At 64.3% G+C, this 14,331-nt stretch carries 10 protein-coding genes; all 10 read left to right on the top strand.

The genetic code is table 11. The features are described from left to right. Positions 1–138: 138 nt before the first annotated feature. The 10 genes from H5P28_RS09120 (at position 139) to H5P28_RS09075 (ending at position 14,317) form a co-directional block, all read left to right on the top strand. Positions 139–1,203 (top strand): LacI family DNA-binding transcriptional regulator, encoded by a 1,065-nt coding sequence (locus tag H5P28_RS09120; RefSeq protein WP_185675400.1) that lies wholly within the window; start codon positions 139–141, stop codon positions 1,201–1,203. A gap of 453 nt (positions 1,204–1,656) precedes the next feature. Next, positions 1,657–2,358, top strand: a complete 702-nt coding sequence (locus tag H5P28_RS09115; RefSeq protein WP_185675399.1) for a type II secretion system protein — start codon at positions 1,657–1,659, stop codon at positions 2,356–2,358. Between the two features lie 95 nt (positions 2,359–2,453). Further along, the gene (locus H5P28_RS09110) at positions 2,454–3,758 is read left to right on the top strand and encodes a hypothetical protein (RefSeq protein ID WP_185675398.1); all 1,305 of its coding nucleotides are present in this window, start codon (positions 2,454–2,456) and stop codon (positions 3,756–3,758) included. A gap of 77 nt (positions 3,759–3,835) precedes the next feature. Further along, positions 3,836–4,855, top strand: a complete 1,020-nt coding sequence (locus H5P28_RS09105; protein ID WP_185675397.1) for an AAA family ATPase — start codon at positions 3,836–3,838, stop codon at positions 4,853–4,855. Further along, positions 4,852–6,729 (top strand): hypothetical protein, encoded by a 1,878-nt coding sequence (locus H5P28_RS09100; RefSeq protein ID WP_185675396.1) that lies wholly within the window; start codon positions 4,852–4,854, stop codon positions 6,727–6,729. Before H5P28_RS09105 ends, H5P28_RS09100 begins: the two co-directional genes overlap by 4 nt. Further along, a complete protein-coding gene (locus H5P28_RS09095; protein WP_185675395.1) occupies positions 6,726–7,676 on the top strand; it encodes an ABC transporter ATP-binding protein in 951 nt (316 codons plus the stop codon). The genes H5P28_RS09100 and H5P28_RS09095 overlap by 4 nt, the downstream gene beginning before the upstream one ends. Beyond that, entirely contained in the window at positions 7,673–9,181 is a 1,509-nt protein-coding gene (locus H5P28_RS09090) for an ABC transporter permease (RefSeq protein WP_185675394.1), read from the top strand. Before H5P28_RS09095 ends, H5P28_RS09090 begins: the two co-directional genes overlap by 4 nt. Beyond that, the gene (locus H5P28_RS09085) at positions 9,178–10,080 is read left to right on the top strand and encodes a DUF58 domain-containing protein (RefSeq protein ID WP_185675393.1); all 903 of its coding nucleotides are present in this window, start codon (positions 9,178–9,180) and stop codon (positions 10,078–10,080) included. Before H5P28_RS09090 ends, H5P28_RS09085 begins: the two co-directional genes overlap by 4 nt. After that, positions 10,071–11,813, top strand: coding sequence for a vWA domain-containing protein (locus tag H5P28_RS09080; protein WP_185675392.1), 1,743 nt, complete (start codon positions 10,071–10,073; stop codon positions 11,811–11,813). Before H5P28_RS09085 ends, H5P28_RS09080 begins: the two co-directional genes overlap by 10 nt. Continuing rightward, positions 11,810–14,317, top strand: a complete 2,508-nt coding sequence (locus tag H5P28_RS09075) for a vWA domain-containing protein (RefSeq protein WP_185675391.1) — start codon at positions 11,810–11,812, stop codon at positions 14,315–14,317. The genes H5P28_RS09080 and H5P28_RS09075 overlap by 4 nt, the downstream gene beginning before the upstream one ends. Positions 14,318–14,331: the final 14 nt, after the last annotated feature.

Here is a 14,331-nt window from a genome sequence, read left to right as displayed (position 1 = left end):
TTTCATTTATGTCAACTAATTAATGATCCACAAATCACCCAACAACTCACCCACAAATGGAATAACACTCGAAAAGGGCATTTTTTTTGATTTGCTACATTTATGATTCTAGCCAAAGCTCCCAGCCTTATACCTGCTGTGAGTGCTAAAATTGAGGATATTGCCAAGGAAGCCGGGGTTTCCCGAGCGACTGTTTCACGCGTAATTAACGGCAGTGACGCCGTTAAGGCCAAGACGGCTGAGCATGTCATGAAGGTCATGTCCCAACTAGGGTACTCGACAACCGCCCGTCGCCCCGGCCCCCGCCCGAAGAACATCCATCCGACGCGCCTGCGCATGGGTGCGGTTGCCCTGATTACGATCGGCGGCACTGGGGAACTCCTGCAGGAGCCGACGATGGCCATGGTGGTCGAGCATATCCGCGCTGAGTGCCGTAAGCGCCAGTTAAATCTGCTACTGGACCAGGTGACCGGGCTCGGGCAAATCCCCCTGTGCGTGCAGACGCAGCAGATTGACGGGGCGATCCTTATGCTTTCGGCGCGTATTGATTACCAGCGGGAGGTCATTGCCGAACTCGCGGCCCTGGTCCCGTGCGTGCACTTGTTTTCCCCCGGGCATCCGGTGGCGACAGTGGACCATGCCTCGGTCAATGACGTGGCGATTGGCGCGCTGGCCTTCCAGGAGTTGCGGCAAAGCAATTGCGCCTCATACGTCACGATCAGCGCGAACCACGACATGCATGAAGCCCTGCTGGTACGCGGGCGGGCATTCCTGGACCGCGTGCAAAACTCCAGCCTGCCGGGACACTCACTGGCGCTGAAGATGTCAAAAGGGCAAAGCTCCCGAGTCTGGCCGCAGCCAACGACGGAGCTTGCGAGCCTGGCAGACCTGCCGGAGGTACTAGAGAAACTGCACAAGCAGTTGCCTGGACCGGTAGGATACTTCCTGACCCTGGAAAACGCAGCCCCCCGGGTCCATGAAGCCCTTGAGAGGCAGAGACTCATTTCCGATGGTCACGCCAAATTGGTGGTGGCGGGAACGACGCCCTACTTTGTGAGGGACCTGAAGCCGGCCCCCGTCCTGATTGACCTGTGCTTCCCGGATCTTGTGCGGGTGGCGCTGGACCGACTGGTGCAGCGGGTACTTCATTTCCCGGAAGACCGGGTCACCCTGCTGCTTTCTCCCATGATCGCAAAGAACTAAGGCTCAGCACGCCCCAGCAGACCAAAACCCGGCAAGCAAGGGAGAGGACTGGTTTACCCCCAGGCCCAAACGGCACGCAAAAGGTTGTCCCACCAAAACAGACCACACCAGGTCAGCCATCCAGGGCTGCGAATCATACTGCCAAGCAGGAGATTTGCCCGGCTTGACTTAAAAATGATTCATTGATCATTTTTTTATGACTTAAAAATGATGTTTTTCCTTGATAAGAGGGGGTAAAAGCGCTAGACCGAATGTACTTTATCTGACCACGCTTTGCATCATGCCTTTGCTTCGTTGCCGTATCGAAGAGGAGTGCGCACCTCTCTGCCCGTCCTTCGGGAGAGAGAAAAAAATCCCACTCCCCTTCTTTCCAAAACAGCAAGTCTCCGGCGCGGTTGGATAGCAGGCGGCGTCCGACAATTGCCGCGCAACCTTCCCCCTCCCATCTACCCTATGGACTCAGAATCTAAATTTTCCCATCGTCGCGGGTTTTCGCTCATCGAGCTGCTGGCTATCATCGCGATCATCGGTGTTCTCTCCAGCGTCATCATTGCGGTTGTCCACTCAACGGTCTCAACCGCCCATTCGGTAGAATGCACCAGTAATCTGCGTCAAATCGGCAACGCCGTCTCGCTATACACAGCAGACAATGGCGGGTACCTGCCCACGTGGCGGACCTGGACAAACGGCAAAGGCAGTTGGATTTGGGATAACTATGCCGGCACAATGAACGGCGACGGCACCGCAAATGGCGGAATCCTGTCAGGCTTTGCAGGCTATTACTCTCCAGGGGGCTCGCTGACGCGTACCCAATTCGATACTCCGGGCGCGCGCCATATCTTCAACTGCCCGGCGAATGAATCAACCACCTCCTCAAAGGGATATGCGGCCAACATGAAAGTGATGCGGGATGTGAGCCCCGGCCAGCCAGGGATCGGAGGATTGCCGGTTGTGGATATCGTGTACCCGGGGAGGGTTATGATGATTGCTGACAATGCTCTTAGTAACGTGCGCTGGTTTAGCACGAACTCCTGGGAGGAAAACATCGGCTTTACACGCCACAAGACGGGGGCGAATGTGCTTTTTGCGGACTTGAGCGTTGGCTCGATGAAGCTGGAAGACGTCAAAGAGGAAAACCTGGATCCGATGGAATAGGCCGCGAGCGCAGACCTTACGAGGAGGAGCCCCCGAATAAAACAAATCGGGGGCTTTTGCGTTGTGGAGGTGATAACTCCTGATAGGATTTGAGTATGATGGCAAGCTCCCCCTCGGCCACTTACTGGCTCAGCCGCGCACGCTGGCTGGCGCTGGGCGTCAACGCCGCCTGGACCTGGCAGCGGTTCGTCCCGGTGTTCGCGGGGATCAACCTTCTCTTTGCCGCCTACATCCTGATCGCACGCCGCAGCGGGGAAGCCGTTACCGCCGGATTGCCCGCCTATCTCGTCCTGATCGCCCTCGCCCTCGGCTGGAGCCTTTGGCGGGGACGAGGGAAGTATTTTTCCCGAAAAGACGCCCTTCTGCGGCTGGAGACCGCGCTCGGGCTGAAAAACCGCCTCAGTTGCGCCGCCGAGGGGATTGTCGATTGGCCAGAGCCGGAGGCTTACCGGGGGCGCGCCGTCGGCCTGCGTCCGCAGGCGGCCCTGCTGCCACTGGTGTATTCGGGCGCGTTCATCCTGGCCGGGCTATGGCTGCCGATCCAGCCGGTCAAAGCCGGGCCTGTCGCCGGGGATGCGGTCGAGCCCTCCGCCTGGACACAGGTGGCCGACTGGGCCGAACTGCTACGCGAGGAGCGCATAGTCGCCCCCGAAGAGGTCGAAAAGCTGGAGGAGCAACTCGACGAGCTACGCAACCGCCCGCAGGAGGAGTGGTACACGCAGGGCTCGCTGGAGGCGGGCGAAGCCCTCCGCGACGAAACCCGGCTGGCCATGCAGGAGCTGGCCCGGCAGCTTCAGTCAACCAGCACCTTTCTGGAGGAAATGGCCCGTCAGCAGGAGAACCCGATGATGGGCAGCGCCGAGGCCGAACAGCTCGACCAGGCGTGGTTGAAGCAGCTTGAGCAGCTCCAGGCGGGCTCGCCGGGGCTGGACCCGGAAATGATGAGCCAGCTAAAGACGCTGTCCTTTTCGCAGATGAGCAGCCTCAGCCCCGAGCAACTCCAGCAGATGCAGGAACGGCTCCAACAGGGCGCGGGTCAGTGCGGCGGGGCTGCCGGGCTGAGCGAACTTGACCTGGAGGCGGTCACCTTGCAGGTGCGGCAGATGGGGACCGGAGCCCCGCAGCGCGGCCCCGGCCCGGCTCCGCTCGTCATGGCCGACGAGGGCACATCGCTGAATACGGCCACCCGCGAAGGTGTCTCCAACCAGGACATGCGCAACGCCGCGCTCGGCGAAACCGTCGGCATCTCCTCCCGCCCCGGCAACGACGAGCAGGCCGAGACCTTCGAGGGCGGAGCCACTTCCGGCGGAGCCTCCAGCCTCGGGACCGGCGGCGATGCCGTCTGGCGCGAGTCCTACACCCCGGACGAGCGCGCCATCCTTGAGCAGTATTTCAAGTAATTTTACATTTTTTCGTGATAACTATTTACCCAAGCGTTTTTGCGTTATAAGACCCTCCCCGCCCGCTGTACTGATTTATGAATACGCCCCTGGACGAAGCCCTGGCCGCCGACATCGCCGCCGAACTTAAACAACTGCGCGAAGCGGTGGCCGGAGTGATCTTCGGACAGGACCGGCTCATCGGCCACGTCACCGCCGCCATGCTGGCCCGCGGCCACATTCTGCTGGAGGGCTTGCCCGGCCTCGGCAAAACCGAGCTGGTCAAGACCTTCTCCAAGGCCCTCCAGATCGAAACCAGCCGCATCCAGTTCACGCCCGACCTGCTACCCGGCGACATCACCGGCAACCCGATGCTTCAGGAGGTCGGCGGCCAGCGGAAGTTCGTCTTCGAGCCGGGCCCGGTCTTCACCAATCTGCTGCTAGCGGACGAAATCAACCGCGCCAGCCCCAAGACCCAGTCCGCCCTGCTCGAAGCCATGCAGGAGAAGCGCGTTACCGTGATGGGCGAGACCCACGCCCTGCCCACGCCGTTTCTGGTCTTCGCCACGCAGAACCCGATTGAGCTGGAGGGCACCTACCCCTTGCCCGAGGCACAGCTCGACCGCTTTCTTTTCAAGCTGGAGGTCCACCATAGCGATGTGGACACGCTCCGGCGCATCATCAGCCACCGCACCATCGGCGAGGAGACCACGGTCGCGCCCGTGATGGACGGGGCCCGGCTCACCGAGCTGAGCCAACGCACGCAGCAGGTTTACCTGCCTGAGGTGGTCGCCTCCTACATTGCACGGCTGGTGGATGCCACCGCGCCGGACCACTCGGAGATGGCGAAAGACCTGCGCTACGGGGCCAGCCCCCGGGCCGCTATCGGCTTGGCCGCCGCGGCCCGCGCCAGCGCCTTGCTGGAGGGGCGCATCCACACCAGCACGGAGGACGTCCGGGCTATGGCCCCGGCGGTGCTCGGCCACCGCATCATTCTCAGCTACCAGGCCAAGATGCAGGGCAAGACCCCCGCCGCGCTCGTGCAGGCGCTGCTGGATGAAGTTTCCCCGGAGGAGAAAGCCCTTCCCAAGTCGCTCACCGCCGCCAAGATCCAATGACCGCCTCCCGCCTGATCCGTCCGCTCGCCGTCCTGGCCTGCCTGCTGTTCGCGGTTGCCGCCCAGGCCAAGACGCAGCAGATCCACACCGAGCCGGGCAGCAACGTGAGCATCAAGGTCACTTCGGCCTTCGATTATCTCCCGCCCACCGGTTACTACCCGCTGCGGGTCACCATCGCCAACAACACCGACCGCGAGAAGACCTGGACGGTCCGGGCCGATATGATGAGCTACAGCTACGGCCCCGGCGACAGCAGCCTTCAAAGCAAGTGGCAGCAGACGCTGACCGTCCCCGGCGGGCAGACCCGGGTCTTCGAGTTGCTGTGCGCCGTCATCGTGCCGGCCCGCTACGGCCACTACCAGATCTACTTCACCGGTCCGGCCACCGATGACAATTTCTGGGTCCAGATACCGGACTACGACAGCTACTCGACCAAGGTCTTCGGGCTGGCCTCCGAGACGCTCCGGCTCAAGTACGGCGGACGCATCAGCGGCTATCTCAGTGACATGGGTCCCGAACTCGCCAACGATAGCGCCGAGCTGGCCTTTTACCCCAAAGACTGGCGCGGCTACGCCGGGGTGGACCTGATGTGGTTCCAACAGGCCGACTGGGACAAGCTCCAACCCGACGAACGCCGCCCGATCCTCCAGTGGGTGTCGCAGGGCGGCGATCTCCGCATCCTCAAGGACAAGGGCGTGCCCGAAGACCAGCCAGTCGGCAGCCTCCCTGATTCAGGAAACGGCCGGATCGGCCACGGGGCGGGCTTTGTGCGGGTTTACCCGTTTCTGGACGAGGAGGAGCTTTTCCAATACCTTTCCGGCGAATCTCCCAAGGCCCCCCAGGGCACCCAGCCCACCGAGAAGTATTCGGACGCCGTTGCCCGTATCTACCATGAGCGGGGCGCGAACTTCTGGCTCCTTCCCGCCAGCCAAAGAACGGACCTGATGCGGACCTACTCCGTCCCAAGAACGACTCCCGACGCCAGGATTTCCAATTACTACGCGGGCCGGGAGGTCAACGCCCCGCTCGTCATCCTGAGTATGATCGCCTTCGGGCTGATCGTCGGTCCGCTCAACTTCTGGGTGCTGGCCCGGGGACGCAAGCGCTACCGGCTGCTCTTCACCACGCCGCTGATTTCGCTCGGCTTCTGCGCCATCATCGCCGGGTTCATCCTCATCTCCGACGGCATCGGTGGCGAGGGCCAGCTCACGCGTCTGTTTATCATTCCCGACAGCGGCGGACAGGAAGTGCTCTTCGAAGAGCAGTTCGCGCGCACCGGCCTGCTCCCCAGCCGGGAGTTCGAGCCGGGGGACGGCGTCTGGGTCGTGCCGCTGGGCAGCCGCATCACCCGCAACGGCAGCCTTCACCCATCCGGCACCTACGGCATCGAGGGCCAGACCTACTGGGGGAGCTGGTTCGGCAGTCGTCGTATCCAGGCCCTGAACATGACCACCGTCCGCCCCACCCGCTCAGGGTTTGAGATCCAGCGCCGCGACGACGGCGAGCTGTACGTGGTTTCCAGTTTCCCCGCCCTGTGTCCGGAGCTTTACTACGTCCACAAAAACGGCCACGCCACCGACGCGGTTTACCGGGCGCAAGACGTGGCCACCGGCCGCCCCACCCGCCTGGAACCGGTCAGCCGGAGTGATTTTGAAACCTGGCTCGGCGGCACGCTGGCGAGATTCTCCACCGCAACCATGGAACGTCTCTCCCTCGACGCGACTGCGGGCCATGTTTACGCCAGCGTGGAAAACTACACCGGCGAGACCCCGCAGGCCATCTCCTCCATCGACTGGCACCCGTACCGGCAGTTCGTAATCGCCCCGGCGGCGACCTCCCCCGCCAGCGCTAACGCAAAGGAGGCCGCACGATGAACGTAATCGAAGTGGACAACATTTACCGCGCCTTCGGCAAGATCCGGGCTGTCAACGGCCTGAGCTTCCGGGTCGGGGCCGGGCAGGTCGTCGGCTTTATCGGGGCCAATGGCGCGGGCAAGACCACCACCATGCGCATGATGGTCACGCTCGATGTGCCCGACGCGGGCACGATCGAGATCTGCAACATGAACGTCATCGACCACCCGCGCGACATCCGACGCCTCATCGGCTGGATGCCTGACCACTTCGGCGCGTACCCGAACATGGACGTGTGGGAGTACCTCGACTTTTACGGGCGCGCCTTCGGCTTGCACGGACGCGAACGCCAGCGGCGGCTCGACGAGGTGATGGCCTTTACCGATATGGATGTGCTGGCCGAGCGCCCCTGCAACGCCCTCTCCAAGGGCCAGACCCAGCGCCTGTGCCTGAGCCGCGCCCTCCTCTCCGACCCGCAGGTACTCGTGCTCGACGAGCCCGCCGCCGGGCTCGACCCCAAGGCCCGCATTGAGTTCAAGAATCTGGTAAAACTCCTCGCCGACCGGGGCAAGACGCTCTTCATCAGCTCGCACATCCTTTCCGAACTGGGCGAAATGTGCGACCACCTGCTCTTCATCGACAACGGCAGGCAGGTCCACCAGGGCACCTCCGACAGCCTCCGCTTCCACAAGGAGGACGGCCACCTGCGCGTGCGCCTGCGGGCGCGGGGTGAGTCCTCCCGGCTGGAGCAGTGGATCGCCGCCCGCCCGGAGATCAAGCTGCGGCCCGGCGACAACCGCTCGCACGAGCTTCTCGTCCCCCACCGCCCGGACGACCAGCCGGAGGCGCAACTGGCCGGGCTCCTGCGCGAGCTGCTCGCGGCGGGAGTCGAGGTGTATGAATTCAACCGCGTCGAACGCAGGCTCGAAGACGCCTTCGTCGAAATCCTGGGAGGCGTGCCGTCATGACATTTTCACTACAAAGATGCTCTCAATGGTTCGGGGACCACATCAACCCGATCCTGGTCAAGGAAATGCGCCAGGGCATGCGCTCGCGCCAGTACATGCTCGTGTTCCTGGCCGTGCAGGTGGTCATGCTTTTTTACCTGGTTTTCGGGATCGGGATCAGCCAGGGGGTCGGCAGCAGTTCCGACATGGAGCAGATGTTCTGGCTCATCACCAGCGTGGTTCTGCTGGTGGTGCTCCCGCTCATGGGCACCAACGCCCTCAGCTCCGAGAACCGCGAATCCCGGCTCGACCTGCTGATGCTGACCCGGCTCGGCTCGCGGCGGATCGTGTACGGCAAGTGGCTGGCCATCGTCGCGCAGGGGGTCCTGCTCATCACCTCCCTGCTCCCCTACCTCGTGTTGCGTTACTACATCGGCTCGGTCGAGTTCCACGAAAGCCTCATGTACGCGCTGGCACTGCTGGCGGGCTCGGCCATCGTGACCGGGATCGCCGTCTGCCTCTCCGTCATCAAGTCCCCCATCCTGCGCTGGATCGTTATCATCGGGGCCGGTATCTGGGGCATACCCGCGCTGTTCGGCACCCTGGCCTTCGGGATCAACACCTTTAGCGAGTTCCTGAAAATGCTCCCCTGGGCCTGTCTTTCGGGTGGGCTGCTTGTCATGCTGGCGATGGAGTTCGCCGCCTCGCGCTTCAGCCCCGTCCCGGAGAACCATGACACGGCCAAGCGCCTCATCGTGCTCGCCATGTTCCTGCTGGGCGCGGGCACCATCCTGATCGATGACGATATTTTCATGCCGATGGCGGTCTTTGCTATCGGGCTCATCATCGTGGCCTGGGACGGGCTTTGCCGACCGGTTTCGGCGTCGCCGACCATTTACGAGCCCTTCGTGCGGTTGGGCTTTTTTGGACGTCTCGCCGGTCGCCTGCTCTATCCGGGCTGGCTTCCTTCCATCGTTTTCTGCGCTATCCTTTACTGCCTGCTCATCGCTCTCATTCCGCTCAGCGGCGACAGGGTCAACGCGGAGATGCGCAACTTTTTCATCCTCGCCGCCGGGGCCGCGCTTTTCCCCTTTGCGGTCCTGCTTTACACGCCCTTTACCCGCCGCAACTACGGACGCTTGATGTTCCTCATCCAGCTCTGCCTCGGGCTGCTCATGCTCCTGCTCCATCTCATTCAGGAGCAGACCGGCGCGCGCCTGACGCTCGGGGCCGGGTGGATTCCGACCTCGGTGCTGTTTCTGGAGCTCACCGGCAAGCACGGCGTCATTGGCCGCCCACACGCCGCCTTTTACTCCTTCTACATCTACACCTGCTACACGACCACGGCGCTCTCGCTCATCGCTATCGCGATCAAAGCCGTCCCCCAGCACCGCCTCGTCGCGCAGATGGAGAAAAGAGCCACCGCCCTGCTGCGGACCCGCAAGGAGCGCGCCAGCGTCGCCCCGCCCCCCGTCCTCGAACACGACCTCCCCGCCGCTGACAGCGCGGACAGCGCCCGGCCATGACCATCGGCGAGCGATTGGCACAGGCGAAGGCCACAAAATCCCTGGCCGCCCTCATCTCCGAGAGCGAGGCCCTCGCCGGACAGTTCCGCCTGCCCTTTAACCGGCAAAACTGGCGCGGGCAGACCGGCAACTGGGCCGGAGCGGGCATCGGCAGCTCGATTGATTTTCAGGACCACCGGCCCTACGTCCCCGGCGACGACCCGCGCTACATCAACTGGCAAGCCTACGCCCGCAGCGGCCACTACACGATGAAGCTCTACCGCGAGGAAGTTCGCCCGCAGGTGGACCTCGTGCTCGATCTCTCGGCGTCGATGTTTGTGGAACCGGCCAAGGCCGTGCGAGCGCTGGAAGTTTTTTACCTCGCCTGCCACAGCGCCTGGCGCAACGCCGCCCTGCTCAACGTCTTTCTCACCGCGGGCGGCGAAGTCCTCCCCACCCAACAGGAAGCCCTCCGCGCCGGGGACTGGACGCTGCCCCCGCCGGGCGCTGCCACAGAGAGCCTCATGGACTGGCGACGTATCCCGTGGTCCACCCGGTCGATGCGCGTGGTTGTTTCCGACTTTCTCTTCGACCAGGACCCCGAAGCCCAGCTGGCCGATTTCGCCCGGAGCGGAAGCAGTATCGTGCTGCTGTGCGTACACACCCGGGCCGAGGCCGCCCCCGGCTGGCTCGGCAACGTCGAATTGCTCGACTGCGAGACTGACCGGCGCGTGCACCGTTACTTCACCCGCGAGGACATCGACCGCTACCGGCTCGCCTACGACGGGCACTTCTCGCGCTGGACGGACGCCGCCGCCCGCCACGCGGCCAGCTTCTCGCGGATCGACGCCGACGCCTCCCTGACCGAACAACTGCTCGCCCTCGCCGGGCCACGGGGAGGAGTCGAGTTGTGCACCTGATCCTTTCCAATCCCCCCGGCTGGTGGGGCCTGCTCATGCTCCCGGCGCTGGTGCTCATTCACTGCCTGCACCGCAACCGCCAGCCGCTCATTATCAGCACGCTCTTTCTCGTCCAACGCGGCTCCAATGAACGCCACGGTGGGCGCAAGTTCGTCTTCTGGCGGCACTCGGTCACGTTCTGGCTGCAAGTGCTCGCCGCCCTGCTCATTACCTGGCTACTCCTGCAACCGCGCTGGATCGGCGAACAAACCCGGCAGCGAATTGCGCTCGTGCTCGACAGCTCGCTCTCGATGGACGCCTTCCGGCCCGAGTTGCTGGAGGCCCTCCGCGAGCAAACGCAGACGCTCTCCGGCACCGCCGCACAGACCGACTGGTTGTTAATGGAAAGCGATCCCCGCGCCCCCGTGCTTTACCGTGGGGAGGACCGGCAGGAACTTCTCCGCCTCGCCAGCGAATGGCAACCCACGCTCGGCGTCCATGATCCCTCCGGGGCGCTCGCCACCGTCCGCGCCCTCGTCGGCCCGGAAGGGGCGGTTATCTTTGTCACCGACCACCCGCCCGATGCGCCCGACCCGAAGCTAGCCGTCCTCAGCGCGGGCCGCCCTCTCGACAACGCCGGTTTCGCTGGCGTGCAAGTCGGCATGCGCAACGGCGAAGCCCTCTGGCGCACCTTGTTAAAGAACTACAGCGACCAGCCCGTCGAACGCCGCTGGTGGATCGAAATCAACGGCGAGCAGACCGAACCCCGCCTCGCCGCCCTCCCGGCCAACGGCCACCTTGAACTAGCCGGAGCTATGCCCCACGGCGTCAAATCCCTCACCCTCGTGCTGGAGGACGACGCCTGGCCCATCGACAACCGCCTGCCCCTCGTCTGGCCCGAGCCCATGCGCATCGCCTACCTCGTGCAGACCGGCGACCCCGCGCAATCCACCGCGCTACGGGCGCTTTTCAAAAGCCTGGGTGAGACCTACCACGGCACCCTGGAGGGTCGCACTGATCTGCTTGTGGCCGAATCTTCGGACCTGAACCATCTTCCCGGTGACATCGTCCACCAGGTACTGTTCGCCCCCACCACCGAGACTTCCACGCTACCCGCTGGCGCCATCAGCGTCGAAGACCACCCGCTCAACGAGGGACTCAACTGGAACACGCTCACCGTGCGCGGCGGCGTCACCCCCGCCCAACTCGGGCCCGGCGAAACACCGTTGGTCTGGCTCGGCGGCACCCCGCTCATCTGGACCCGTGAGCATCCGCAAGGACGCGACCTTGTATTCAATTTTTCACTACGCGACAGCAACGCCCTCAAGCTCCCGGCCACGGTCCTGCTCGCGGGCCGTTTCGTCGAGCAGTTGCGCGACGGAAAGCCCGGCCCGCGCGCGGACAACTTCGAGTTGGGGCAAGCCCTCTCAGTCAGCCTCCCCGCCGACATCCGCGACCTGCGTGTCAACGGAGAGCCCGCGCAAGCCAGCGGCCACCTGCGTCTGAACGCGCCGACGCGCCCCGGCTCGCTTGAGGTGACGGCGGACGACACGCTCCTCCTGCGCGGGGCCGCGCACTTCGCTGACATCCGCGAGGCCGACTTGCGCGGGGCAGCCGCCTATTCTGACATCACCGACACCGAGCGGCGGCTCATCACCATGAACAGCGAAGCCGACGCCTGGCAACTGTGGTGGGTCCTGCTGCTAACCGGCGTCATGCTCGCTGGCTGGCACTACGCGGAGAGGGGGCGATGATGTTATTCAGCCAACCTGAATGGTTTCTCCTCATCCCGGCGCTGGTCTTCGTCGGGTGGCTCCATCGCGGGCTGCGCCTGTGGCGGCCCCTGCGCGTCCTCTGCCTGGCGCTGCTCACGCTCATCCTCGTCGATCCGCACGCCGAGCAGATCAAGCCCGGCCTCGACCTGTGGGTGCTGGTGGACCGCTCCGACTCGGCCCGCCCGGTGCTCGACCCCACCCTCGAAGAATGGCAGCAACTAATCGAATCCGGCCAGGGCCCCGACGACACGCTTCATTACCTGGACTTTGCCGCTGAAGCCAGTGAGCGCCCCGAAGGTGCGCGTTTCGCCGAGATCAACGCCACCAGTCGCACCGACATCCCGCTGGCCGTACAAATGGCCATCGCCGGACGCGATCCGAACCGGGCCGCCAAAATCCTCCTACTGAGCGACGGCTACAGCACCGTACCACTTACCGAAACCGCCGAACACCTGCGCAAGAGCGGCCTCCCGCTCTACACCCGCATCCCGCCAGTTGACCGCTCCGCCGACACGCGACTGGAGCGCTTCCGGCTCCCGCTCCGGGTCGGCCAGGGCGAGCCCGTCCTGATGGAAGTCCAGGCCGCCGGTGAGCCCGGGCGCACCGTCCGCTACCGGCTCATGCGTGGGGCGGACGCCATCGGCGGCAACGCGATCACCTTCGGCGCGGACGGACGCGCCCGCCTGCGCCTGCTCGACCGCAACCCGCACTCCGGCAGCCACCGCTACACCCTCGCGCTGGAAGACCCGCAAGACCCCATTCCCGGCAATAACCGCTCGGATGCGTGGGTCATGATCGAAGGCGGTCCGAGAGTTGTAGTTATAAGTCAATACACAGACGACCCCGTCGCCGGAGCCCTCCAGCGCGTCGGTCTTCCCGTCCAGTTGGTGACGGATTTCTCCACCCTCACCCCCGGCACCCTGAGTGGCGCGCGTGCCGTCTTGCTGAACAACGTCCCGGCCCACACCCTGCCCGCCGGGCTCCTGCAGGCGCTGAGCTTCTACGTCACCGGCCAGGGCGGCGGACTGGCCATGCTCGGCGGTAAGCACAGCTTCGGATCGGGCGGGTACTTCGACTCGCCCATCGACGAGATCCTCCCCGTGAGCATGGAACTGAAGGAAGACCACAAGAAGCTGGCCGTGGCCATGGCTATCGTACTCGACCGCTCCGGCAGCATGAGTGCCTCCACCGGCAGCGGCCAGACCAAGATGGACCTCGCCAACGCCGGAGCCGCCGAGACCGTCACCCTGATGGGTGGCCACGACGCCGTCACCATCCTGGCCGTGGACAGCGGCCCGCACATGGTCGTCCCGCTGACCGGTGTCACCGGCAATCAGCCCGAGATCGTTCGGCGTGCCCGCAGCGTCGTCAGCATGGGCGGAGGTATCTTTGTTTATACCGGCCTGAAGGCCGCCTGGGAGGAACTGCAAAAAGCCACCGCCGGCCAGAAACATATCATCCTTTTCGCCGACGCCGCCGACGCTGAGGAACCGGGCGATTACCAGAAGCTGCTCAAAACCATCACCGACGCCGGAGCCACCGTCAGTGTGATCGGTCTGGGCACCGACTCCGACGTTGACGCCGACTTCCTCAAGGACGTGGCGACCCGCGGAAACGGGCGCAGCTTCTTCAGTGCCAACGCAGCGGACATCCCCTCGCTCTTCGCGCAGGAAACCGTCGCCGTGACGCGCTCGGCTTTCATCGACGAGCCGGTCGGCTGCCAGCCCGCCACCGGTTGGGCGGAAATCTCCCCTCAGCCGATGGATTGGCCGCAACAGGTGGACGGCTACAACCTCAGCTACCTGCGCCCCCGCGCCGCCAGCGCTCTCCATACCACCGACGAGTACCAGGCCCCGCTGCTGGCCTTCTGGCACCGGGGCAGCGGGCGCACCGCCGCCATCACCTTTCCGCTCAGCGGCCCGTACAGTGAAACCGTCCGCGCCTGGCCCGGCTATGGCGACCTGATCCAGACGCTTGGCCGCTGGCTCATCGGCACGGACCAGCCTCGCGGCCTGGGCCTGCGCACCCGACTGGAAGGCTCCACGCTCCTGCTCGACCTTTTCTACGACGAGCAATGGGCGAACGAACACCCCGGCAGCTCCCCCGTCATCGTGTATCAACAATTGGATACAGCCACCCCAGCCCACGGCCTCTGGGAACGTCTCTCTCCCGGCCACTATCGGGCCCGCCTTCCGCTGCCCACCGGGCAGCCCACCCTCGGCGCGGTGCAGTGGGGTGACGCCACCCTGCCCTTCGGGCCAATCGGGGTACAGGAAAATCTCGAATGGCAAACCCCAGCCACCATGTTGCAAGCACTCCGGGACACCGCCCGGCTTTCCGGCGGCGGCCCGGCCAACCTGCTCGAAGACATTTGGCTGACCGACGAGGTTTCCCGCCACCAGAGCCTGCGCCCGGTGCTCATCCTGCTGCTGGCCGCCGCGTTTCTGGCCGAGGCCGCCTGGTTCCGCTGGGGCCGCAGCTAGTGACCCGTCAGCCA

Source organism: Ruficoccus amylovorans (genome assembly GCF_014230085.1).
Classification (GTDB): Bacteria; Verrucomicrobiota; Verrucomicrobiia; order Opitutales; family Cerasicoccaceae; genus Ruficoccus; species Ruficoccus amylovorans.
The sequence above is the reverse complement of the archived record's forward strand: the minus strand, read 5'-3'. Positions and strand labels throughout refer to the sequence as shown.